Origin of the sequence: Actinomyces sp. Z5 (assembly GCF_003287795.1) — a bacterium.
GTDB classification, from domain to species: domain Bacteria; phylum Actinomycetota; class Actinomycetes; order Actinomycetales; family Actinomycetaceae; genus Actinomyces; species Actinomyces glycerinitolerans.
Genome location: NZ_QMIN01000045.1, coordinates 23485 through 44128, shown reverse-complemented (window position 1 = coordinate 44128; position 20644 = coordinate 23485). Strand labels below are relative to the sequence as shown.

General features: G+C 65.8%; 19 protein-coding genes. 8 read left to right on the top strand and 11 right to left on the bottom strand.

Annotated elements, in window-relative coordinates; genetic code table 11:
• Positions 1 to 68: 68 nt before the first annotated feature.
• Entirely contained in the window at positions 69 to 1253 is a 1185-nt protein-coding gene (locus DRB06_RS05420; protein ID WP_111819329.1) for an AI-2E family transporter, read from the top strand.
• Positions 1254 to 1691: 438 nt separating this feature from the next.
• Here the strand turns inward: DRB06_RS05420 and DRB06_RS05415 are convergent, their stop codons facing one another.
• The 11 genes from DRB06_RS05415 to DRB06_RS05365 all read right to left on the bottom strand — a co-directional run bounded on the left by DRB06_RS05415 (position 1692) and on the right by DRB06_RS05365 (position 13271).
• Entirely contained in the window at positions 1692 to 2273 is a 582-nt protein-coding gene (locus DRB06_RS05415; protein ID WP_111819328.1) for a class I SAM-dependent methyltransferase, read from the bottom strand.
• 38 nt (positions 2274 to 2311) lie between these two features.
• On the bottom strand, positions 2312 to 3115 hold the full coding sequence (locus DRB06_RS05410; protein ID WP_111819327.1) for an IclR family transcriptional regulator: 804 nt from the start codon (positions 3113 to 3115) through the stop codon (positions 2312 to 2314).
• Between the two features lie 103 nt (positions 3116 to 3218).
• Positions 3219 to 4016: a gluconate 5-dehydrogenase gene (locus DRB06_RS05405; RefSeq protein WP_111819326.1), complete on the bottom strand. Its 798-nt coding sequence runs from the start codon at positions 4014 to 4016 to the stop codon at positions 3219 to 3221.
• 29 nt (positions 4017 to 4045) lie between these two features.
• Positions 4046 to 4882 (bottom strand): 5-dehydro-4-deoxy-D-glucuronate isomerase, encoded by an 837-nt coding sequence (kduI, locus tag DRB06_RS05400; RefSeq protein ID WP_108965302.1) that lies wholly within the window; start codon positions 4880 to 4882, stop codon positions 4046 to 4048.
• Positions 4883 to 4994: 112 nt separating this feature from the next.
• On the bottom strand, positions 4995 to 6143 hold the full coding sequence (locus DRB06_RS05395) for a glycoside hydrolase family 105 protein (RefSeq protein ID WP_111819325.1): 1149 nt from the start codon (positions 6141 to 6143) through the stop codon (positions 4995 to 4997).
• A 13-nt stretch (positions 6144 to 6156) separates the two neighbouring features.
• On the bottom strand, positions 6157 to 7530 hold the full coding sequence (locus DRB06_RS05390; RefSeq protein WP_199912536.1) for an MFS transporter: 1374 nt from the start codon (positions 7528 to 7530) through the stop codon (positions 6157 to 6159).
• Positions 7531 to 7716: 186 nt separating this feature from the next.
• Entirely contained in the window at positions 7717 to 8847 is a 1131-nt protein-coding gene (locus tag DRB06_RS05385) for a polymorphic toxin type 15 domain-containing protein (protein WP_111819324.1), read from the bottom strand.
• A complete protein-coding gene (locus DRB06_RS05380; RefSeq protein WP_146750808.1) occupies positions 8847 to 9653 on the bottom strand; it encodes a GAD-like domain-containing protein in 807 nt (268 codons plus the stop codon). Before DRB06_RS05380 ends, DRB06_RS05385 begins: the two co-directional genes overlap by 1 nt.
• 56 nt (positions 9654 to 9709) lie before the next feature.
• Entirely contained in the window at positions 9710 to 10537 is an 828-nt protein-coding gene (locus DRB06_RS16530) for an AAA family ATPase (RefSeq protein WP_258522150.1), read from the bottom strand.
• A gap of 680 nt (positions 10538 to 11217) precedes the next feature.
• Positions 11218 to 12684, bottom strand: coding sequence for a peptidoglycan DD-metalloendopeptidase family protein (locus DRB06_RS16345; RefSeq protein ID WP_073333561.1), 1467 nt, complete (start codon positions 12682 to 12684; stop codon positions 11218 to 11220).
• Positions 12684 to 13271 carry a hypothetical protein gene (locus tag DRB06_RS05365; RefSeq protein WP_146750807.1) on the bottom strand — a complete coding sequence of 196 codons (588 nt, stop codon included), beginning with the start codon at positions 13269 to 13271 and terminating at the stop codon, positions 12684 to 12686. Before DRB06_RS05365 ends, DRB06_RS16345 begins: the two co-directional genes overlap by 1 nt.
• Positions 13272 to 13424: 153 nt before the next feature.
• Between DRB06_RS05365 and DRB06_RS16830 the strand changes: the two genes are divergently transcribed.
• The 7 genes from DRB06_RS16830 to DRB06_RS05340 form a co-directional block, all read left to right on the top strand.
• Positions 13425 to 14126, top strand: coding sequence for a DUF6668 family protein (locus DRB06_RS16830; protein ID WP_309300324.1), 702 nt, complete (start codon positions 13425 to 13427; stop codon positions 14124 to 14126).
• Positions 14126 to 14425, top strand: a complete 300-nt coding sequence (locus tag DRB06_RS05355) for a hypothetical protein (protein WP_073333569.1) — start codon at positions 14126 to 14128, stop codon at positions 14423 to 14425. The genes DRB06_RS16830 and DRB06_RS05355 overlap by 1 nt, the downstream gene beginning before the upstream one ends.
• A gap of 156 nt (positions 14426 to 14581) precedes the next feature.
• Positions 14582 to 15238 (top strand): hypothetical protein, encoded by a 657-nt coding sequence (locus DRB06_RS15780; RefSeq protein ID WP_146750806.1) that lies wholly within the window; start codon positions 14582 to 14584, stop codon positions 15236 to 15238.
• A 60-nt stretch (positions 15239 to 15298) separates the two neighbouring features.
• Entirely contained in the window at positions 15299 to 16111 is an 813-nt protein-coding gene (locus DRB06_RS15775; protein WP_146750805.1) for a hypothetical protein, read from the top strand.
• A 79-nt stretch (positions 16112 to 16190) separates the two neighbouring features.
• A complete protein-coding gene (locus DRB06_RS05350; protein ID WP_220092975.1) occupies positions 16191 to 17798 on the top strand; it encodes a hypothetical protein in 1608 nt (535 codons plus the stop codon).
• Positions 17785 to 19293: an SCO6880 family protein gene (locus tag DRB06_RS05345; RefSeq protein ID WP_181575194.1), complete on the top strand. Its 1509-nt coding sequence runs from the start codon at positions 17785 to 17787 to the stop codon at positions 19291 to 19293. Before DRB06_RS05350 ends, DRB06_RS05345 begins: the two co-directional genes overlap by 14 nt.
• A partial coding sequence (locus DRB06_RS05340) for an ATP/GTP-binding protein (protein WP_111819318.1) occupies positions 19290 to 20644 on the top strand: 1355 nt, incomplete at its 3' end. The genes DRB06_RS05345 and DRB06_RS05340, both read left to right, overlap by 4 nt.

Genomic DNA, 20644 nt, shown 5'->3' with positions numbered 1-20644 from the left:
GTCGGGGGCGCCGGGGGAGGGCGCCGTGTCGGGGGCGCCGGGGGAGGGCGCCGTGTCAGGATTGGCACATGAGTGAGGTAAGCCGAGCCGCATCGGGCCGCACCCAGGGCGAGTCCATAGCCGTTGTCATCGCTGTGCTCGTCGTCGTCTGTGCCGGCATGTACTACATCGGGTCGCTTTTCGGGCCCGCCTTCTTTGCGCTGACCCTGGTCATCACCGTGCGCCCCCTGGTCACCTGGGCCACGCGCCACCGCGTGCCACGCCCGGTGTCGGCCCTGATCGCCATCCTGATCATCTTCGCCTTCGTCATCGGTCTGTTCGCGGCCCTGGCCGTCGCCATCCTGCAGCTGATCGACACCTTGCCCGAGTACTCGGCGCAGTTCGCCGCGATCTGGGACAACATACGCGCCCTGCTGGAGCGTGTGGGCGTGGACGAGACGGCCCTGATCGACCAGGTGTCGGAGTCCATGGACACCAGCCGAATCGTCTCGTTGGCCCAGAGCCTGCTCGGACAGGTCACCAGCGCCGGTTCCGTGCTCAGCGTCATGGGGCTGACGGTCGTCTTCCTGATGTTCGACACCTCCCGCATCGAGGTGCGGTCCCGCGCCCTGAGCCGCCTGCGCCCCGGCATCGCCGAAGCACTCAATGGCTTCGCGGGCTCGGTGCGCTCCTACTGGCTGGTGTCCACCATCTTCGGCCTGATCGTGGCGGTGCTCGACGTCATCGCGCTGTGGATCCTGAATGTGCCGATGGCCGTGACCTGGGGCGTGGTCTCCTTCATCACCAACTACATCCCCAACATCGGCTTCCTCCTGGGCGTGATTCCGCCGGCACTGATCGCGCTGGTCGCCTCCGGGCCGTGGACGGCCCTGTGGGTGGTGGTGGCCTACTGCGTGCTTAACTTCGTCATCCAGTCGCTGATCCAGCCGAAGTTCACCGGCGACGCGGTCGGCCTGAACACGACGACGACGTTCCTGTCCCTGCTGTTCTGGAGCCAGGTCATCGGGGCGCTCGGCACGATCCTGGCGGTGCCGCTGACCTTGTTCGTAAAGGCGCTGCTGGTGGACTCGGACCCGCGCTCGCGGTGGATCAACGTGTTCTTGGCGGCCGGCGACGCGGATATCGACGACGGTGCGGCGCGTGCGGAAGTCGGTGAGGAGCCTGCTGGCGGTGATGCCGGGCCTGCCGACGGCGACTCGGAGCCGGAGGGCGGTGCCCGGCCGGCAGCGGCCGAGGGTGCCGCCGGCTCCTGATTCCCATGGTTTTCACAGGTTCACCGCGGTGGGCTTTCAGACGTGGGGGGTTATATGGGCTGTGCCGCCGGACGAGGCGGGCCGCGAGGGTTGGGGAACCCGATGACCGGTCCGGTTCGAGGCCGCCCCGGGTACTAGGGAGCTCGGGTCGGACGCTCCGGCGAAGGAGGGCGCTCCCCCGGATGTGGGAACCCGGGCGCGGAGCCCCTCACTGACGAAGGCCCTCGGGCCGGGTCCACCCCGGTCCGAGGGCCTCGCCATCTTCGGGTTATCGGAGCGAATGTGTGTGGTTCTGGCGTGGTGCTTTTGGCCGGCGTGTCGCGGGGGCCTGGCGTCAACCTCCCCGGTTTGGACCGGGTTCCTTCAGCTGGGCCGCGTTCCTGCGCTTGGACCGTCTGGGAGTGCGTTTAGGGCGGTCCATACTGACGCAGGCGCCTCTCACCGCTCGGCGTGACCGTGAATGAACGGCGTGAGTCGGCCCAGCACCCCGTCAACATGCGGCGCCTCCAAGTGCACGTGGGAGAAGCCCGCGTGGTTGATTGTGTCGGCCGTGTCCCGGCACGGGTCGCATCCGTGATCAAGCAGGCGGGTGATCGGGCTTGCGAACCTCTGGATGCGGCGAGCAGTCGACCCGGGCGCGGCGGCCACGTGCTCGTAGAACACCAGCACGCCCCCGGGGCGCAGCACCCTGACGGTCTCGGTCAGGGCGAGCTCCGGGTCGGACACCGAGCACAGAACGGTGGAACAGATGACCGCGTCGACGCTGGCGTCCTCCACGGGTATCCGCTCTGCGGGTGCCGTCAGCAACTGAGAGCGGGGTCTGGAGTTCACTGCGGCCGCTAACCTACGCCCCGGCGCAGGTTCTAGTGCCAGCCAGTGGACCGCGGGATGCAGCATTGATGCGGCCGTTCCGTTGCCCGCGCCCATGTCAAGGATCGTGCCGCTCAGAGCGAGCAGGACCCGCCGCTGCCATTGCTCCCGCCCGAGCATGGCCGACGATGACGGTCCCACAACGCTCATGTCGCCACCCTACCGTTACTGGCAGTGCGTGGCCCCGGTCAGTCCGCCAGGGTCACGGGCACGCTTATGCTCTCGACGTCGGCGGCGGCGATGCACTCGTGGATGACGTCTGCGATCTGCCGCAGGTGTGGCAGATCCGCGCGTTCAACTGGCATGGTTGCCGAGATGGCCAGTACCGGCACCCCGGCAACGGCGAGCGGGACACCCACGCAGGCCAGGCTTGGGCGGTCTTCGCCGATCTCAATGGCGTAGCCGTGGGATTGCACCCGTTGCATCTCCTCGGTCAGCCGCCCGCGCAACTCCGCGGACGCTTCGGGGACCAGGCTCACCCACGTCTCCACCTCCGCGGCCGACGGCTGGCGGGCGCCGAGAATGGCGCGTCCCATGGCCGTTGTCGCCACCGGGGCGCTCTGCCCGATGCGCGACCAGACCCGCACCGGACGATCCGGCTCCACCTTGTCCAGATACACGACATCGCGCTCGTACAGTCGCCCGAGGTGCACCAGCTCATGAGTACGCTCGCAGATCGCCAGTAGCACCGGGTGCAGCATGGATGCGGCCTGGTTCGCGCTCGTCCACCAAGTGGCCATGCGGCCGGTCATGGGACCCAACCGGTACCTTCCGGATTCGTCTTGCTCCACCCAGCGGCGCTGCCTGAGCGTGGCCAGGATGTGGTGCAGGCTCGACTTGTTGATACCGGTGTCAACGGCGAGCCTGCTCAGGGAAACGCCCTCAGCATCGACGGCGAGCAGGTGCTCTACCACCGCGAGCGCCTTGTCTACCGAGGCGATCGTCACCGGCTTCCGCCCGGTCCGGATGGGCTTCGGATTTGGTGCGGGCATGGCGCTTCTCCAATAATTCTGCGAGCTGAACGGTCTGTTTGATGCAATGAAACACACTCAGTCTACCGTCCGTGCGGAGCTGACGCCGCCGAGACGCCCCGATTCAGGGCTGCTTGCCGATGTAGGCGAGGATGCCGCCGTCGACGTACAGGACGTGCCCGTTGACGAAGTCGGAGGCGCGAGAGGCCAGGAAGACGGCCGGTCCTGCCAGGTCCGCCGGGTCGCCCCAGCGAGCGGCCGGGGTGCGGGCGACGATGAACTGGTCGAAGGGGTGCCGTGATCCGTCTGCCTGGCGCTCGCGCAGCGGGGCCGTCTGCGGCGTAGCGATATAGCCCGGACCGATACCGTTGCACTGAATGTTGTACTGGCCGTACTCGGAGGCGATATTGCGGGTGAGCATCTTCAGTCCACCCTTCGCGGCGGCATAGGCGGATACGGTTTCGCGGCCCAACTCGGACATCATTGAGCAGATATTAATGATCTTGCCGCCGCCCCTCTCGATCATCGACGGGATCACCGCTTTGGACATGATGAACGGACCGGTGAGGTCGATATCCACCACTTGACGGAACTCGGCGGCACTCATCTGCGTCATCGGGATGCGTTTGATAATGCCGGCGTTGTTGACCAGGATGTCGATGGGGGCTACGGCATTGGAGATCGTCGAGACGGCTTCGTCCACTGCCTCCTCATTGGTGACGTCGAACACGTAACCGTGTGCGTCGATCCCCTCCGCGGCATAGGCCGCCAGGCCCCGGTCCACCGACGCTTGGGAGCGGGCGTTGAAGACGATGGTTGCGCCGGCGTCGGCGAGCGCCTTGGCGATGGCAAAGCCGATGCCATAGACCGCGCCGGTAACCAGCGCCGTGCGCCCCTCGAGACTGAAAATCGAATCAGGCATAACAATCCCGTCCTTCTTGTATGCGGCTGTCAGCGGATCTCGGTGACAGGGTGCGCGTCCATGTCGTCGAAGAACTGGTTCTCCCCAGCCATCGCCCACACGAAGGTGTAGGCGGCGGTGCCGACCCCGCAGTGCAACGACCAGGACGGCGAGATGACGGCCTGCCGGTCGGCGACGACCAGATGACGGGTCCGCTCGGGCTCGCCCATGATGTGGAAGACACGTGCATCTTGGGGAACGTCGAAGTACAGGTAGCACTCGGTGCGGCGGTCGTGAGTGTGGGCCGGCATGGTGTTCCACATTGATCCCTCGTGCAGCCGGGTGAACCCCATGACCACCTGGCAGGAGCGAATGCCGCCCTCGTGGATGTACTGGGTGAGTGTGCGGCGATTAGAGGTCTTCTGGTCGCCGAGCTCGCGCACCGTGCCCTCGCCGGGTAGCGCAAGCGTGGTGGGATAGTCCGCATGGGCGGGGGCGGAGAACAGGTAGAACTGTGCGCCGTGCTCCTGATCGGGGCGCGCATCGGTGAAGACGACGTCGCGGGCGCCGCGTCCGATGTACAGGCAGGCGGTAGATGGCATCTCATAGGCGGTCCCGTCGACGGTGATCACGCCGTCGCCACCGACGTTGAGCACCCCCATCTCGCGCCGCTGAAGGAAGAAGTCCGAACGCAGTTCGTCGAAAGTCGGCAAGGACAGTTCGTGGCCTGCAGGCTCGGCGCCGCCCAGGACGATCCGATCCTGGTGAGTGTAGACGGCAGTGACCTGACCGGGAACGAAGACCTGCTCGATCAGGTAGCGGTCGCGCAGGTCCTGGGTGTCGAATCCGGGGATCTGCTCGGGGTTGGTGGCGTAGCGCTGTTCCATGGCGTCTGGCTCCTTCAGTGCGATAACGGGCTGGTTCGGTGGATGATGGTTGTGCGCTTGCGGTGCGGTCTGAGTTGGATCGGAGTTAGATCGGAGGTGGGTCTGAATTCGGTCAGTAGTAGGTGCGCAGGTACTCGGCCAGGCACAGGATTGCCATGGCCTGACCATAGGGCATCGATGTGCGCGGGATGTCCCGGTAGAACTGGAGGGAGTCGCCCATCCCGGTGCCGAAGGAGACCTGCATGAGCTTGCCGTCGTCGTTGATGTTGTCCACGATTGCGCGGACGGCGCGCTCGGCGATCGGCGCGTAGGTAGATTTGTCGATGTAGCCGAGCCGCACCGCCTTGAGGATGCCGTAGGCGAAGCCGGCCGTCGCGGATGCCTCCAGGTAGGAGTCGGGATCGTCCAGCAGCGTGTGCCACAGGCCCGACGCGTCCTGTAGCGGGGCCAATGCGTCCGCCTGCGCCCGCAGCGTCTCGAGGAGGAACCTGCGCACGGGGTCGTCGGCGAGCCAGTCGACCAGCTGCAGGAAGTCCGGGATCACCATGGTGATCCAGGAGTTGCCTCTTGCCCAGCGGGCTTCGGCGAAGTTATTGGCGCCGTCGAAGGTCCAGCCGTGGAACCACAGTCCGGTGCGCCGGTCTGTGAGGTAGTTGATGTGGGTGAGGAACTGGAAGGTCGCTTCCCGGACGTACTGCGGGCGGTCCAGGAGCAGGCCGATGCGGGTCAGGGGCAGCACCGTCATCATGAGGGTGTCGTCCCACATCTGGTGGTGGTTCTCCTCGGCCAGGGTCATGTGCTGCATGCCGCCGCGCGGGGTGCGCGGCATCTCGCGCATGGCCCACTCGGCCCACGACTCCAGCCACGGTAGGTAGGAGCGGCGCCCCGTCGACTCGTAGAGGTTGGCCAGGGTGAGGAAGGGCGCCATGGTGTTGACGTTCTTGGTGGTGCCCTCGGCGAGCCGGCGCTCGAACCACTGGGTGATGATGTCGAGCATGCGGGTCTCGCCCGTCTGTTCGTAGTACTGCCACATGCCGTACAGGCCGATGCCGTGGGTCCACTCCCAGCCAGTTGCCCAGCCTTTGGTGTCGATGACGCGGCCGTCATCAAGACGAAGTAGGAACTCGCCGGTAGGGTCCTCAATGTTGATTAGGTTATCGGTCAGGCGACCGATGAGGTCATGCAGTTGGGTGCGGGAAATGAATCGGTCCGGGGCCCGCAGCAGTTTGGAGTGCTTGACCGGCCATACCTTCTGTGTCATGGGTGAGCCCTCCTCAGTTCGTGGTTTCGAGTTCGGCCAGCGTGCGACCGTGGGTTTCGGTGGTCAGCGCAGTCGCCACGACTGAAATCAGGCAGATGACGAAGGTGGTGCCTCCGATAACCAACGGGACATTGTTGGTGCCGGGCGGTGCAATCGAGGTGAATAGAGTGGGGAAGAATGACGCCAGCATGAGCCCGATGTTCTGGGTGACGGCAAATCCGGTTACGCGTATGCGCATGGGGAACTGCTCCTGGAAGAAGGTGGCGAAGGTGGCGTTCCACATCTGGAAGCAGATTCCCTGGACAATGATTACCATGACGAATACCATCGCCAGGTGGTGCGACTGAACTGCCACAAGGTACAGGCCGGACAGGGCTCCTCCGGCCAACGTGCCGACAATCATGAAGATCTTGCGGCCGATCCGGTCCGACAGCGCGCCGAAGACCGGGATGGTGCAAACGGCCACAATGTTCGCGATCAGGGTCACCCACAGCATGTCCGAGCTGGTGAAGCCGATGCCGTAGGCGTCGTTCGTGCCGTAGGAGACGCCGAATACGAGGGTCGTCATGCCGATGACATTGGTGAAGATGATCAGAATACAGCGCAGCGTCAGCAGCGGGTAGCGAGTGATCAGCTCGACGACGGGGAAGCGCTCACGCACCGAGCGCTTCGCGTCGCGGCTTTGTAGGTAGGCGGGCGGCTCCTGGACGTGGCGGCGGATCAGGTAGCCGGCGAGGATCACACCCGCGCTCAGCAGGAATGGGATTCGCCAGCCCCAGGCGGCGAAGGTCTCATCGCCCAGGAGCGCCGCCAGGGGCAGCATCACACCAGTAGCAAGGATGGAGCCGAACTGGGTGCCCTGGAGGCTGAAGGATGCGAAGAAGCCGCGCTTCTCGTCCGGGGCGTGCTCGACGATCATCGCGCTGGCCCCGCCCAACTCGCCGGCGACGGCGAATCCCTGCACCAGACGCAGGCACACCAGCAGCAGTGGTGACAGCAGACCGACCTGCTGGTAGGTGGGCAGCAGTCCCACCGCCAGGGTGGAGAAGCCCATGAGCAGCATCGCCCACACCAGCACCCGCTTACGCCCGTGGCGGTCGCCCAGGGCGCCGAGCACGATTGCTCCCACGGGGCGGGCCACGTAGCCGACCGCATAGGTGGCCAGCGAGGCGATGAGTGCGGCGCTCGCATTCCCCTCGGGGAAGAAGACCGCGGGGAACACCAGCGCCGCGGCCTGAGAGTAGAGGGCGAAGTCGTAGTACTCCAGTGCGCTCCCGATCCAGCCGCTCATCGCGGCCCGACGGGTGTTGACGCGGACTTCCTCGTCGTGCGCGGCGGTGTCCGCCGCGGTTTTGTGGGTGTCATGGGACCCCGGTGCAAGCGCCATTGCTCGACCTTCCGTCAATCATTCCATTGTTTCATATGGTGAATCGTGCGTATCACCACTTCAACCTTACTAACGGGTCCCGTCCGGGTCAATCATCAGTTTCGACCTCAGCCCTCGGCCCGGCCCAGGCGCCAGTAGCCCATGAAGGGCAGCGCTGTGGCTGTTCGGTGGTCCGGGTGTGCTGCGTCAGCGGTCTAGTTCTGGGTGGGGCTGTTGGGGGTTGGTGTGGGGTCTGGCGGCGGGGGTGTGGTTGTGGGGTGGTGGTTTGCGGAGGGCGGCTGAGGCTGGGTGCGGGAAGGATGCGCGGCGTAGGGCCGCGGACTTGTCGGGGTCCCAGCCGAGACTGGGCGCCGACGGCGAGGGCCGTGGGGTTGGCGCGGCCGGGTCGGGTTGCTGGCGGGGCTGGGTGTCAGGTGGTTGTGAGGGCGGTGTCCCGGTTTGCGGCGAGGTGGGCGGCTGCCAGGGGGTGGTGTTGTTGGCGATGTCGGCGGCGACTTTGCCTGGGGTCCAGGGTGGTGCCCTGGGGCTGATGGCCGCCCGCTGTGTTTGGGAGCGGGGTTCCAAGACCGCCTGGCCACTGTGCAGCTGCTTGGCTAGTTCGGGGCTGTCTGTGAGTACTGCTCGTATCAGGATGCGTACGCCGGCGCGCCGCTCGGCGGGAACGGCCTGGGCGGCTTGCTCGAGGGCGGTGGCCATGGGCTTGCCCTGGGAGCCGATGGAGGAGTTGACCGGGCCGTACCCCACCGACGGGTAGCCGCCCACGCTCATTCCCGGTTGGGAGGGGCCGAAGGTGACCTGGTCGGACTCGTGCAGCACCACCAGCGCATCATTGATCTCAGCCCGCTTCTCCTCAGCCTCCTGCTTAGAGAAGCCATGCACGCGTACCAGTTCGCCCATGACCTCGTCCATGAAGTTCTCGCGGGCTTTGTTGGTGGCTTTGGAGTTGGGTTGGCGGCCCTGGGCGCGGTAGGTGCGTATGCCCTCCAGCAGGCGCTGGGCGGATAGTAGCGACAGGGAGCTCAGCTGTCGGTCCAGCTGGCGGGTGAACTCCAGGGGCAGCGTCCGGGTGGCGGGGCCGTGTCCGGTGTGGAAGAACACCTCCACCGGCGTGCTCGAATGCCAGGGCAGCGGGCTCGCCGGAGCCGCCGCCTCCCCCTCCCACACCAGCACATCCCTGCCACCGGCGCGACCCGGGGTGAACATATCCGCAGCCACCAAAGACCCGCCGCCACCGGCAGGAGAATGAAGGACCTCAGTGGGGCTCCGGCGTGCCGCGGCCTGGCCGCCGGGGGTGCTTGTGCCGGGGCGGGCGGGCATCAGGACTCATCCCCTGAGTCATCGGACTCAGGTCCGAACACACCACCGCCGTCACCGGTGTCGGTGGTGGCGGCGATGCCTGCGGCTATGCCGGTGACCGCGGCGGAGAAGTCCTCCACTAGTTGGTGTTCTTGGGCCTGGGCGAGGAAGGTCAGGTGGGCGGTGGCGTCTTCGATGCCCACTTGGCTGGTGCTGGCCTTGCCGGTGAAGCAGTAGGCGGGGGTCAGTCCGTAGACCTGGCCTGGGCCCAGTACCCCCAGGTGTGCGATGGCCCAGTCCACCAGCAGCTCACCGGTGTCATCATCATCAAACGTGTCTTTCTGCGCCATTGTCAGTGTCAGGCAGCCCATGCGCTCGCGCATCACCGGGTCGGACATGTCCCGGGCCTGGCCGGCGTGTGGTCGTATCCAACCCAGGGTGGGGGTGACGGTGAGCGCGGGACCGGAGACCTCCCCCCACAGCTCCATGTCGCCCATGGCGGAGCGGGCCAGGCACCACCACTGCTGCTCCGGGAACGGGATGGGCGTGTCCTCCAGCCAGGCGTCCACCACCGCCTGCCATTCCAACGGGTCGGTGAACCACCAGCGGCCCTGGCCGAAGCCGTCAAACCCGAAACGCCGCCACAACTGCAAAACCGAGGCCGGCAGCACGTCCTTGAACCGGTCCAAGTGCTGCTCGCTGGCAGGGTGCCCAACCCCCATAGGCGACCAGCCCTGGTATTTAAGCTCATCATTCATCATGGCGTCCACCCACTGTGGGGTGGCGTGCAGCCACGCCTCGTGCCAGGCGGCCTTATCCATCCTCATGACCACGACCCTAACCGATACCGGAACGATAACGCGTCTGCTTCAGTGCCCTGATTTCACAGGCCCCGTGCCACCGCCGCTGCGGCCCCCAGCCAGGCTCTCCGCGTCACTGGGCGCAGTGACCCGTAGCGGAGTACGCCGTCGACCATGGCGGGGTCGTAGGGGATGGTTCGTGCCTCGCGCGCCAGGTCGCGGTAGCCGTTTACGACGCGTTCAATATCGCTGCGGCTGGCACGGGGATCGGCCTGGGTGACTACAACCACCGCCTGGCTCGCTAGGTCGGCGCCGTGCTGGTCCCGGCTGGTGAGGGCCTCAAGCAGTAGGGCTCCGGCCTCGGCGTGGTCGTCGCGGGTGGTGGTGGCCACCACCAGCTGGTCGGTGTGGTCGATCATCCGCAGCCACATGGGGTCGGATTCGTCGTTGCCCGAATCGACGAAGATCAGTCGGTAATACTTGGAGGCGACCTGGTGGATTGCATCCACATCCGAGGCGTCCACGCGCTGATCCGCCGATAGGGCGGTGGGCTTGGAGCGCAGCACGTCGAAGCGGTCGCGGGTCTGGTGATGCACGAAGTGGGCGAGGTCAGCAGACTGGGCGCCGGTGCCCAGGAGCCGTTCGACCTGGGGTAGCAGTTCCAGGACGGTGGCGTCGTGCGGGCCTTGCTCGGTGCGCCATCCCAGGGTTCCCCGGGTCTGGTTGTTGTCCCAGGTCAGCACACCGGCGCCGCCGTAGCGGGCGAACACTGCGGCGAGCAGCACGGTGGTCGGCGTCTTGCCGGCCCCTCCCTTGGCGTTGACGATCGCAATCGTGCGCGGACCCGGCCAATGCTGGCTCACGGCCTGCACGTCGGCTCGTTCGGCGCGCTCGGTTTCGTTGGGGCCCACGCGGAGTCCTAGCCGTGCGACAACTCCCCGCCATCCCTGTGTCGCGGGCTCCTCGGTCTGCTCCTGCACAAGAAACGACTGCCGGGGCTCGGGTGCCGGTTGGTGGACGGGAGCCGCGGTCGTCGCTATCGCCGGTGGGGGAACAGTGCCGAGCACTTCGGACTGTGGTTTCGCGGGCATGACCGGCGCCTGTGGTTGTGGAGACGTGGAGGCGAGTTGGATAGGGCTGTCCACAGAAGGTGCGGACGGGGATGCGTACGGGCCGGTCTGCTGGAATGCCTGTGGCTGAAGCTCCGTTTCCAGCTGCGGTATGGGCTCAGTGCGGTCGGCCGACGGCTCCCGAGGCGCGGGTTCCGGCGGGTTCTGGTTCGGCGGGTTCGGACGGGAAGGCGCGGTTGGGTCGTTCTCGACGGTGCCGTCGGCGTGGATAATTAGGGGCCACTGGCCGTCAGGATCGTTGGTTACGGCTCGTAGCGGACGACCGAGCTGTGCCGCATGGCGCGCAACGAGCGCGATGACTTGCGGACGGGCGGCGTCGATGCTGCCGGCGGCGATCTGGTGCGTCTTCCCACCGATGAGCACGTCCGCAGTGCCGTCGGCGTGGATACGGGCTTCCACACGCGGCCAGTCGGCGGGTTGCGGTTGTTCAGTCATCGTCGTGTCTCCGTTCCATTCACTGTCTATTCACCGAGAGTGATCCCGACCTGGGCCATGTAGGGCACCGGGTCGGTGGGGGAGCCGTCCAGGTGGACCTCGAAGTGCAGGTGGCACCCGGTGGAGTTCCCGGAGGAGCCCACCAGTCCGATTTGCTGGCCCGCGGTCACCTTGTCTCCTGCGCTGACCAGGATTCCGCCCTCGTACATGTGCAGGTATACAGTCTCCACCCCGCCGCCGTGGTCGATCACGATGGTGCCGGTGCCCGACTCCATCCTCGCCATCGTGACGGTGCCGGACTGGGCGGCCCAGATCGGGCCGTCGCATCCGCCGCCTCCCAGGTCGGTGCCGGCATGAAGCTTGTTCACTCCGGTAACGGGGTTGACTCGCATGCCGTATGAGCTGGTGATCGGGCCGGCACCGGGCGAGGCCCAGCCGCCCTGACTCACCGTGGTGCTGGTAGTGGTGCCGCCTTCGGTGCTGCAAGAGTCGTCCGCTGCGGGTACGCTCACCTCGCCGGATACGTCGAGGGACAGGTGCACGTGGTCCATGTGGTTCTGTGTGTCGCTGCCGCGGTCCTCCATCATCTCCCATGCGTCGGGCGGGTCGCCGGCCATCCAGATCCTTTGTTGCCAGATGATGTAGTGCACGGTGAGGCTGTCGGCGTTCTCCTGCAGGTAGGCGGCCAGTCTGTCCCCTACGGCCTTGCCGTCGTCGATGTCATTGATCATGAAGTCCAGGGCACGGCCGGCGGGATGGCCGTAGGTCATATCGTCGTACGGGCTCGTTGCGTCACGATAGCCGCCTATGGTCTTGATACCGAACATGGGCCCTACTTTGTTGGCGACGACTGCCGTCTGCGGCTGCACGTCGCCGAGGGCGTACTGGGCGGAGCCCGGTGATGCCTCGCCGACCATGACGCCCTGCGCGCCACTGAGACCCTCGACGACGGCTACGGCGGCTGGCCAGTGTTCCTCGTAGACATAAGGATTGGCGTTGGCTTGGACGCGGTGAGCAACAAGGGTCGGTTCGAGGGACTCACGATCCTCAATGCGTAGAAGGGCCTTGAAGAAGTTGGTTGCTGAGATGTAGGGATCCATTCTGTCGGCCTCACTGCCCCAGGAGCCGTTGCCGCGCTGCTGGAACAGGCCGCGGGAGTCTGGGCCTGCCGCGTCGCCATGGTCGAGGACAATTAATCCGGATTCGGCCATGGCGGTCATCACGCCGATGGTCTGGTCTCGTGTGGTCAACCCGAGGTCGTGTCCGGCCTGGATGATGTAGGCGGCGTTGACGAGCTGTTCGTGGCCGTATCCGGCAATCGGTCCCTCCGGCACCGAGTCGACGTTGGCGGTGCCTCCCGCCTGCGAACTTACCGGCGTGCAGGCTTCTGCGTCATCGTCTCCGCCCAGCAGCACAATACTGACGATCAGGGACAGAACCATCGCCGGCACCAGACCGACGATGATGAGAGTGGTCGTTGACTTCTGGTCCACTACTGCTCGGCCTCTTCGACCGGAACTATGCGGCTCGCCAGCCACGGGGCGCTCCCGCTGGTGCGGATTACCAAGACATCGTAGCGGCCGGCGTCGGTGGGGATTTTCACAGTCGCCACATAGGCGCTGGCGTCCTCGATGATGGTTCCGGAACCGGTCAGATCGTGCACGGGGATGTTCGCCGGATCGACATAGACGTAGGCTTCGGCGGCCTCCTGAGTCAGATGCGGGTCCAGGCCCGCCCACCAGGTGTCGTAGTCCAGTTCCGGGTGCGCGAATGCCTCCAGAGCGGCCTCGGCCGCTGCTATGGCGGCAGCGCGTGATTCCTCATCCCACACGGCGGGATCGGGGGAGATGGTCTGACCCGTGTCCTCATTCACCGAGCCCTCGGGGGCGAGCGTGAACTGGCTCGGATCGGGGCGCGCGAAGTCGGTCGCGGCCCCCGAGGGAGCCGCCGTCACCGTTGTGGCGGGTGCGGAGCCGGCCGTTCCCTCCGGTTGAGTCTCGGTACTGCAGCCGGAGGCCCCGACTGCAAGGACGGCGGCGGCTAGCGCCCAGCGTGAAGCCGTTCTTGTCAGTCGTTCCATGCCGACAACCTCTCATAATTACATGAATGATCCTGGCCGCGTCGGAGTCGTCCGTATGCTGGTCGGCGCGCGACGACGCTATATTACTCGGGTAAAACCTAAGTATAGGTAACAACAACGAGCTTGATCTGTCAATGTTGTTGTTATCGTGGTGTGCATCTACACTCTTTGCGAAACAGCCGATCCGCGGGGGTCGAACCATTACCGAGGAGATACGTCCCTGTGCCAGAAACCGCCAACCCGTGGCTCTCATCGCCAGAGCCGGAACCGGTGCCGGACACTCCGGTTTCGGTTGAAATACAGCCGCTTACCGGCCCTGCGGCCCCGCAGGACAACGTGTCCGCGCCCGAGCGGGATCTGCTGCCGGTCTGTGACTGCCCGGGAAACGCTGAGCTGTGGTGGGTGGGCGCTCATGGAGGAGCCGGTGAGTCGACGTTGTCGGCGCTCGTACCCGAATGGCGGAGTGCCGGGCACTGTTGGCCCCGTCCGCCGATCGATGAGCGTGCGCGAGCGGTGCTCGTGGCGAGATCAAGCGCCTACGGACTGCAGGCGGCGCAGAGTGCGGTGACCCAGTGGGCGGCGGGGGCAGTTCCTCATATCGACCTCCTCGGGCTGGTGATCATTGCCGACGCCCCCGGGCGTCTGCCGCGACCGCTGCGTGAGCTTGCGCAGGTGGTCGGTGGGGGAGCGCCCCGCGTCTGGCAGTTGCCCTGGGTGGAACCCTGGCGGCTAGGAGAGCTGCCTGCGCCGGCGGAGTCTCCACGGGCGGTGCGCCGCCTCATCAAAGACCTGAACCTTCTCATTGACGGAACCGATGTGGACGCCGATGGCGCCAACGAACGAAAGGAACACTGATGGTTTTCGCGCATGCAACACAGGCCGTGACCGAGGTCGTGCTGTCGCTGCCGTTCGATCTGCCCGATCCGGACCCGGTGCAGCCGCCAGGCACCGAGGGTTTCACCTCGATCATGGGATGGGCCAAGTGGATCGCTTTGGCGGTGTGCATCCTCGGCCTGTTCGCCGCCGGGGCGCTGATGGCGATCCAGTCCCGTCGGGGCGAGGGCGGCGAGCACGTAGGCAAGATCGGGATGGCGCTCGGAGGCACCATCGTGATCTCCGCGGCCGCGTCGCTCGTCGGCTTCCTCGTCGGCTGAGAGGCCGGGCAAGTGGTAGCCGAGGGAAGCGGATCGGTGCACCGGCGGGCCCGGTTGGGACGCGTTGCGGCGCCGGCAGTCGCCATGGTGATAATGCTGGGTCTCGTCACCGGCTGCGGAAGCAGTACGCAGGATGAGTCGGCGTCCGCCGCCCCGGTGACGGACACACCCGCCGTCGCGTCAACCGACGTGACGGCGACGGAGGAGCAGGCCGGCTCCGAGGATACCGATACTGCCGGTGTCGCCAGCACGAGCGTGTGCGGGCTGACCGGTGAAGTCACGGTGCAGGCTCGCCTTGCGAAGGCGCCCGATGTCGACTACTGGGATTATCAGGGTACTACTGCGTATCCCGTATCCGAACAATACGGTCCCGGGGCTACCGCTGACACCGGGTATCGCTATTGTTTCCAACATTCGCCCGAAGGGGCGGTGTTTGCTGCGGCGAATGCGGTCGCGCATGGAGACGCGTCTGACTCCGATATTGTGTCATGGATGACGTACTTTCTTGCCGAAGGACATTCGCGCGAGGAACTCTTGTCGCAGGATGTCGACGACAACTCAGGTGGTACAGGATCGACTCAAGGTACTCGAACTCAAGTATCAGGGTTCAAGTTACTTTCCTATGATGGCCAGAATGCGAAAGTCGACGTGGCGGTCACCGGGAGTGTCAATGGGCAAGTTGTGTACCTATCGATGGTGTATGAATTAGTCTGGGAAGACGGAGACTGGAAACTAGTTGTGGACGATCCCGTTGCGCCTATAAATGTCGCCACGATTCCGAGCGTAGCCGGATATATAGCTATGGCTGCGTGATGACGACATTGGTCCAAGGATGAGCCTGGTAGATCGCGGAAACCCATAAATCCTGTCCGCGTGAAGCAAAACGATCAGCAAGGAGTCAATGTAATGACAAACGAAGGCAGCGGCACTGGGAACAACGAGCGCGGTCCGTTCGGTCGGCCTGGCTTCATTGCGGCGGCGTTGGTCGTCGCGCTGATTGCGGTGCTCGGAATCGTGGTGGGCGTGACTAACGTGCTGCGTGATGATCCCGCACCGGAGAGCGCATCGACTGCATCGACAACGCCGGAGCCAGCGTCCTCTGCAGCCCAGAACTCAACGGCAAGTAACGAGGATTCGGTCAGTACGAGCGTGTGCGGGTTGACCGGTGAAGTTACGGAGCAGGCTCGCCTTGCGAAGGCGCCTGATGTCGACTACTGGGATTACCAAGGAACCGTCGCCTATCCCGTCTCTGAGCAATATGGTCCCGGTGCGACCGCTGATTCCGGTTATCGCTATTGCTTCCAACGATCGCCTGAGGGAGCGGTGTTCGCGGCGGCTCATGCACTTGCCGCAGCTAGCGACCCTGAGACCTCCTCCGCATGGGCTTACTACGCCCTTAGTCAGGGTGAGTTTCATGACCAACTGATGGCTGAAGTTGATGCCCCGTCAGATTCCACGGGTGTTCGGCTCGAGATCACGGGATTCCGTTTGCTCGCTTACGACGGCCGTAGTGCAAGGGTCGATCTTTCTGCGTCAGGTTCCGCCCAAGGATCAATCATCACTGCATCGATCATCTATTCCCTTATTTGGGAGGACGGAGATTGGAAGATCGACGCCAGCGTGAGTGCACCGTTTGACTTTGCAACTATTCCCGATGCCTCGGGGTATATTGCCTGGGGGGCTTGACATGGCATGTGGATGGAGAGATCCGTTAAGCTGCATTGGTGACGGTGTAGCAACCGTAGTTGGTAATGCGATCGATAACATGGCAACCTCCGTGCTCGAAGCGTTCGGTAAGGCGATCGCCTCCGTGGGTACGATCTGGGTCAATATTGGAACGCCGAACTTGACGGACTCCGGTGGTGTTGACTCCGCCATCTCCGCAGACGAGATTCCCCCGAACAGTCTTAGGCTCGAGAGGGTGATGGACTATGTGGTGTGGATCAGTCTTGCGATCGCAATACTCTCGTTGCTGATACTGGGCGCCATGATCGCCGCGCGTATGCGGGCCGGCGATGGTGTGATGGCCGTCGGTAGGCTCGGTCTCATCCTGGGCGCGGTCGTGTTGATATCCGGCGCGAGCGCCCTGGTGAGTGGGCTTATGCCGACCCGGCCGAATCGCGTCGGTGGCGCGGTGCTGTTTTTGCAGTCCTCCCTGTGGTGGTACATGGGTGCGGCGGCCATCCTGTCTGTGATCGTCGGCGGCGCGCGGATGGCTTGGGAGCAGCGTGCGGAGCCTGGACGCGAGGTGGTCAAGAGTCTGCTGACGCTCGTGGTGGTCGCGGGTGCCGGGGTGACTGTGGTCAGCATACTGATCCGGTCGGCCGACCTGTTCTCGACGTGGATTATCAACAGCTCCCTGGACTGCACCGTTTCTGAGGAGGGGTCGACGTGCTTCGGCGAGAACATGATCACGCTACTCGCGCTTACCGCGAATCCGGCAACGGGCTCCCTAGGACCCATGCTCATCATTATTCTCGGTCTGGTAGCCGTACTAGCCGCCGCATTTCAGGTGGTGCTCATGGTCGCCCGCGGTGGGATGCTCGTCATTCTCACCGGCATTCTGCCGCTGGCGGCATCCTTCACCAACACGGAGATGGGCAAGGGCTGGTTCAAGAAGTGCGTGTCCTGGCTGGTGGCCTTCATCCTGTACAAGCCCGCAGCTGCGATCATCTACGCCGCCGCCTTCCAGCTGGCCGGTACGGACGTGTTCAAAGATGACGGTACCGGGCTCTTGGCTGTGCTTACGGGTCTCATGCTCATGATCCTCGCCCTGTTTGCCATGCCTGCGCTCATGCGCTTCGTCACGCCCATGGTCGGATCACTGTCCGCGGGTGCCGGTGGTGGTGCACTGGCCGCCGGTGCCATGGTTGCGCTGCCCACCGGCGCTGCCCAGCTGGGTCGCCTGGCCTCCGGCAGCTCCTCGGGGTCCGACGGCGCCTCGGGAGCGAACGGCAGAAGCGGTACAGACGGCAAATCCGTTACCTCTACGCAGGCGCCAACCGGTGGCGGTCAGGGAGACGGCAACCGGCAGCAACAAGCTGCCGGAGCACAGCAGACTGGGACGTCCGGCGGCAAACAGAGCGGCAGTACCGGCGCCGCCGGAGGCAAGGGAGCAGGTACGGCGGGCGCGGGAGGCGGAAGCGCCGGTGCCGCCGGTGGTGGAGCGGCGGCCGGAGGCGGTGCTGCCGCCGGTGGAGCTGCTGCCGGTGGCGGGGCGGCCGCAGCAGGTGCGGCGGCCGGCCCAATCGGCATCGCCGCGGGCGTGGCTATCGATGCGGGCAAGAAGGCCATGGACACCGCGGTGGGTGCGGCGCAGTCGCTCGGTGATGCAGCAACCGGTGAAGGAGGCGGGCCGGATGGCAGCCGTTGAGACGCGTACCGGACCGAGAACCTACGGGAACTGGCAGCGGCCCGCATCCCCTGGAATCCTCGGTCTCGGTTCGGTGGGTACCGGGCTGCTGCTGGCCGGGCTGATCGTCGTGGTGATCACCGTGATGGTCTCGGACCTGCTGCACGCCCTGGGAGTTGCCGCGCTGCTGGGCGTGCTGATGCTGGCGGTGCTGACCAAAGACGCCCACGGCAAGAGCCTGGTCTCCCGGAGCGGGGCGCGCATCGCCTGGTGGTCGGCGCGCTCGCGCGGCCTGACCATCTACCGCTCGGGCCCGCTGGGGCGCACGCTGTGGGGCACTTACCAGCTGCCCGGTCTTGCTGCTCCCACCCGGCTGAGCGAGCACATGGATTCCTACGGACGCAAGTTCGCGCTGCTGTACACACCGGCGACCGGCTCGTACTCGGTGGTCATCGGTGCCGAGCCCGACGGCGCGGCGCTGGTGGACCAGGAACAGATCGACATCTGGGTCGCGGATTGGGGGCACTGGCTGGCGAATCTGGGAGACGAGCCCGGAATCGAGGCCGCCTCGGTGACGATTGAGACCGCACCCGATTCGGGCACCAGGCTGCGCCGGGAAGTGAGCACCAACGTTGATTCGGAGGCGCCCGCATTCGCCCGAGAGATGCTCCGGGAGGTCGTCGACCGCTATCCCGCGGGCTCCTCCACCGTGCGGGCCTTCGTCGCCGTCACCTTCAGTGCGGCACCACGATCTGGCGGGCGTAAGCGGAAGGCGGAGGAAATGGGCCGTGAATTGGCGGCGCGTCTGCCCGGGCTGACGGCTGGACTGCAGGCCACCGGCGCGGGCGCCGCCCACCCACTGTCCGCCCAGGAGCTGTGCGAGGTCATCCGGATCGCCTATGACCCGGCCGCGGCGGTGCTCATTGATGAGGCGCATGCGGCGGGGGAGATACCGGAGCTCTCCTGGCCCGACGTCGGCCCCACCGCCACCCAGGCCTCATGGGACGGCTATCGGCATGACAGCGCCTACTCGTGCACCTGGGCGATGACCCAGGCCCCGCGGGGCAACGTGCAGTCGGGCATCCTTGCGCGGCTGCTGGCCCCGCACCGGGACATCGACCGCAAGCGCGTCACGTTGCTGTACCGGCCCATTGACGCCGCGAGAGCTGCCGCGATCGTGGAGGCGGATCTGCGTGCGGCCGAGTTTCGGATGACGTCCACGGACAAGCCGGCGGCCCGCGACAGCCTCGCCGTGCGGGCGGCTGCGGCGACCGCTCAGGAGGAGGCCTCCGGTGCGGGCCTGACGCAGTTCGGCATGCTGGTGACGGCAACCGTTGCCGACCGGGACCGGGAGGCCGACGCGCGAGCTGCTATCGACAACCTGGCGGCCACCGCCCGGCTGCGGTTGCGACCCGTGTACGGCTCGCAGGACTCCGCGTTCGCGGCGGCCCTGCCCCTGGGGCTGGTGCTACCCAAGCACATCAAGGTCCCGGCCGAATTGAGAGACAAGCTATGAGCAAGCGATTACCACGCAAGCAGCGCAAGAAACTCAGCAAGGGAAAGCGGGAGCAGACGGAGAGCAAGCGCGAAGTGCGCCCGCAGCGGCCGCCCATGCGCGGCTGGCTGGGACGCGGCCGTGGGTCTTCCAGCTACGTGCAGGCGGCCGACGAGTGGCGGGGCACCACCGTGCAGGTGTGCGGGCTGTGGCCCTACGCGATCGGCACCGGTACCCCCATGGTCGGGGTGCCTCTCGGACGCCACATCCACACCGGCGCCACCCTGTGCTGCGATCCGATCTCCTGGTTCCAGCGCGCCAAGCTCATCTCCAACCCGAGCGCATTCGTGTTGGGCAAGCCTGGACTGGGCAAGTCCACCATCGTGCGCCGTATGGCCACCGGCCTGGCCGGCTACGGCGTCATGCCACTGGTGCTGGGTGACCTCAAGCCGGACTACGTGGACCTCATTGAGGCGCTGGGAGGGCAGGTGATCACCCTCGGGCGCGGCCGCGGCTATCTGAACATCCTCGACCCGGGTGAGGCCGGTGAGGCGGCCGCTCGGCTGCGCCAGGCCGGATACAGTCGGGAGGCCGCACAGGTACTTGCCGACGCTCACGGCCGCCGGCACACCATGGTCTCCGCCCTACTCACCATTCTGCGTTCCTCTCCGCCCACCGATCGCGAGGAGACGATCATTGACCGGGCGCTAAAATACCTGGATGCCCACCACGACGGCGTACCCGTCCTGGGAGACCTGCTGCGTGTCATCCAGGACGGGCCGGCGGAGGTCCGCGCGGTTGCGCTCGACCGTGGCGACGATGTCCGCTATCAGGCGATCACCGAGAACCTGGAGGCATCCCTGATCGGCCTGGTGGGCGGCGGCCGCCTGGGCGAGACCTTCGCCCGGCCCACCACCAACCCCATGCGACGCGACGCACCGGTCGTATACGACGTCTCCGCGATCGACGACTCGGAGATGGACCTTCAGGCGGCCACCCTCCTGGCCTGCTGGTCGGCCGGCTTCGGCACGGTAAACGTCGCCAACGCCCTGGCCGACGCCGGTCTGGAGCCGCGCCGTCACTACTTCGTCATCCTGGACGAGCTGTGGCGGGCACTGCGCGCCGGCCGCGGCATGGTCGACCGCGTCGACGCGCTCACCCGCCTCAACCGCCAGCGCGGGGTCGGCATGGCCATGATCTCCCACACCATGAGCGATCTGCTGGCCCTGGCCAACGAGGAGGACCGGATGAAGGCCCGCGGATTCGTAGAGCGCTCGGGGATGGTGATCTGTGGCGGACTGCCATCGGCGGAGATGCCCCAGCTGACTGCGGCGGTGCCGTTCTCGCAGGCCGAGCAGGAAATGCTCATCGG

What these genes read in the sequence shown, in the direction of transcription:
- DRB06_RS05420 (WP_111819329.1), top strand. Translation starts at nt 69, where the DNA reads ATGAGTGAGGTAAGCCGAGCCGCATCGGGCCGCACCCAGGGCGAGTCC.
- DRB06_RS05415 (WP_111819328.1), bottom strand. Translation starts at nt 2,273, where the DNA reads ATGAGCGTTGTGGGACCGTCATCGTCGGCCATGCTCGGGCGGGAGCAA.
- DRB06_RS05410 (WP_111819327.1), bottom strand. Translation starts at nt 3,115, where the DNA reads ATGCCCGCACCAAATCCGAAGCCCATCCGGACCGGGCGGAAGCCGGTG.
- DRB06_RS05405 (WP_111819326.1), bottom strand. Translation starts at nt 4,016, where the DNA reads ATGCCTGATTCGATTTTCAGTCTCGAGGGGCGCACGGCGCTGGTTACC.
- kduI (WP_108965302.1), bottom strand. Translation starts at nt 4,882, where the DNA reads ATGGAACAGCGCTACGCCACCAACCCCGAGCAGATCCCCGGATTCGAC.
- DRB06_RS05395 (WP_111819325.1), bottom strand. Translation starts at nt 6,143, where the DNA reads ATGACACAGAAGGTATGGCCGGTCAAGCACTCCAAACTGCTGCGGGCC.
- DRB06_RS05390 (WP_199912536.1), bottom strand. Translation starts at nt 7,530, where the DNA reads ATGGCGCTTGCACCGGGGTCCCATGACACCCACAAAACCGCGGCGGAC.
- DRB06_RS05385 (WP_111819324.1), bottom strand. Translation starts at nt 8,847, where the DNA reads ATGCCCGCCCGCCCCGGCACAAGCACCCCCGGCGGCCAGGCCGCGGCA.
- DRB06_RS05380 (WP_146750808.1), bottom strand. Translation starts at nt 9,653, where the DNA reads ATGAGGATGGATAAGGCCGCCTGGCACGAGGCGTGGCTGCACGCCACC.
- DRB06_RS05365 (WP_146750807.1), bottom strand. Translation starts at nt 13,271, where the DNA reads ATGGAACGACTGACAAGAACGGCTTCACGCTGGGCGCTAGCCGCCGCC.
- DRB06_RS05355 (WP_073333569.1), top strand. Translation starts at nt 14,126, where the DNA reads ATGGTTTTCGCGCATGCAACACAGGCCGTGACCGAGGTCGTGCTGTCG.
- DRB06_RS05350 (WP_220092975.1), top strand. Translation starts at nt 16,191, where the DNA reads ATGGCAACCTCCGTGCTCGAAGCGTTCGGTAAGGCGATCGCCTCCGTG.
- DRB06_RS05345 (WP_181575194.1), top strand. Translation starts at nt 17,785, where the DNA reads ATGGCAGCCGTTGAGACGCGTACCGGACCGAGAACCTACGGGAACTGG.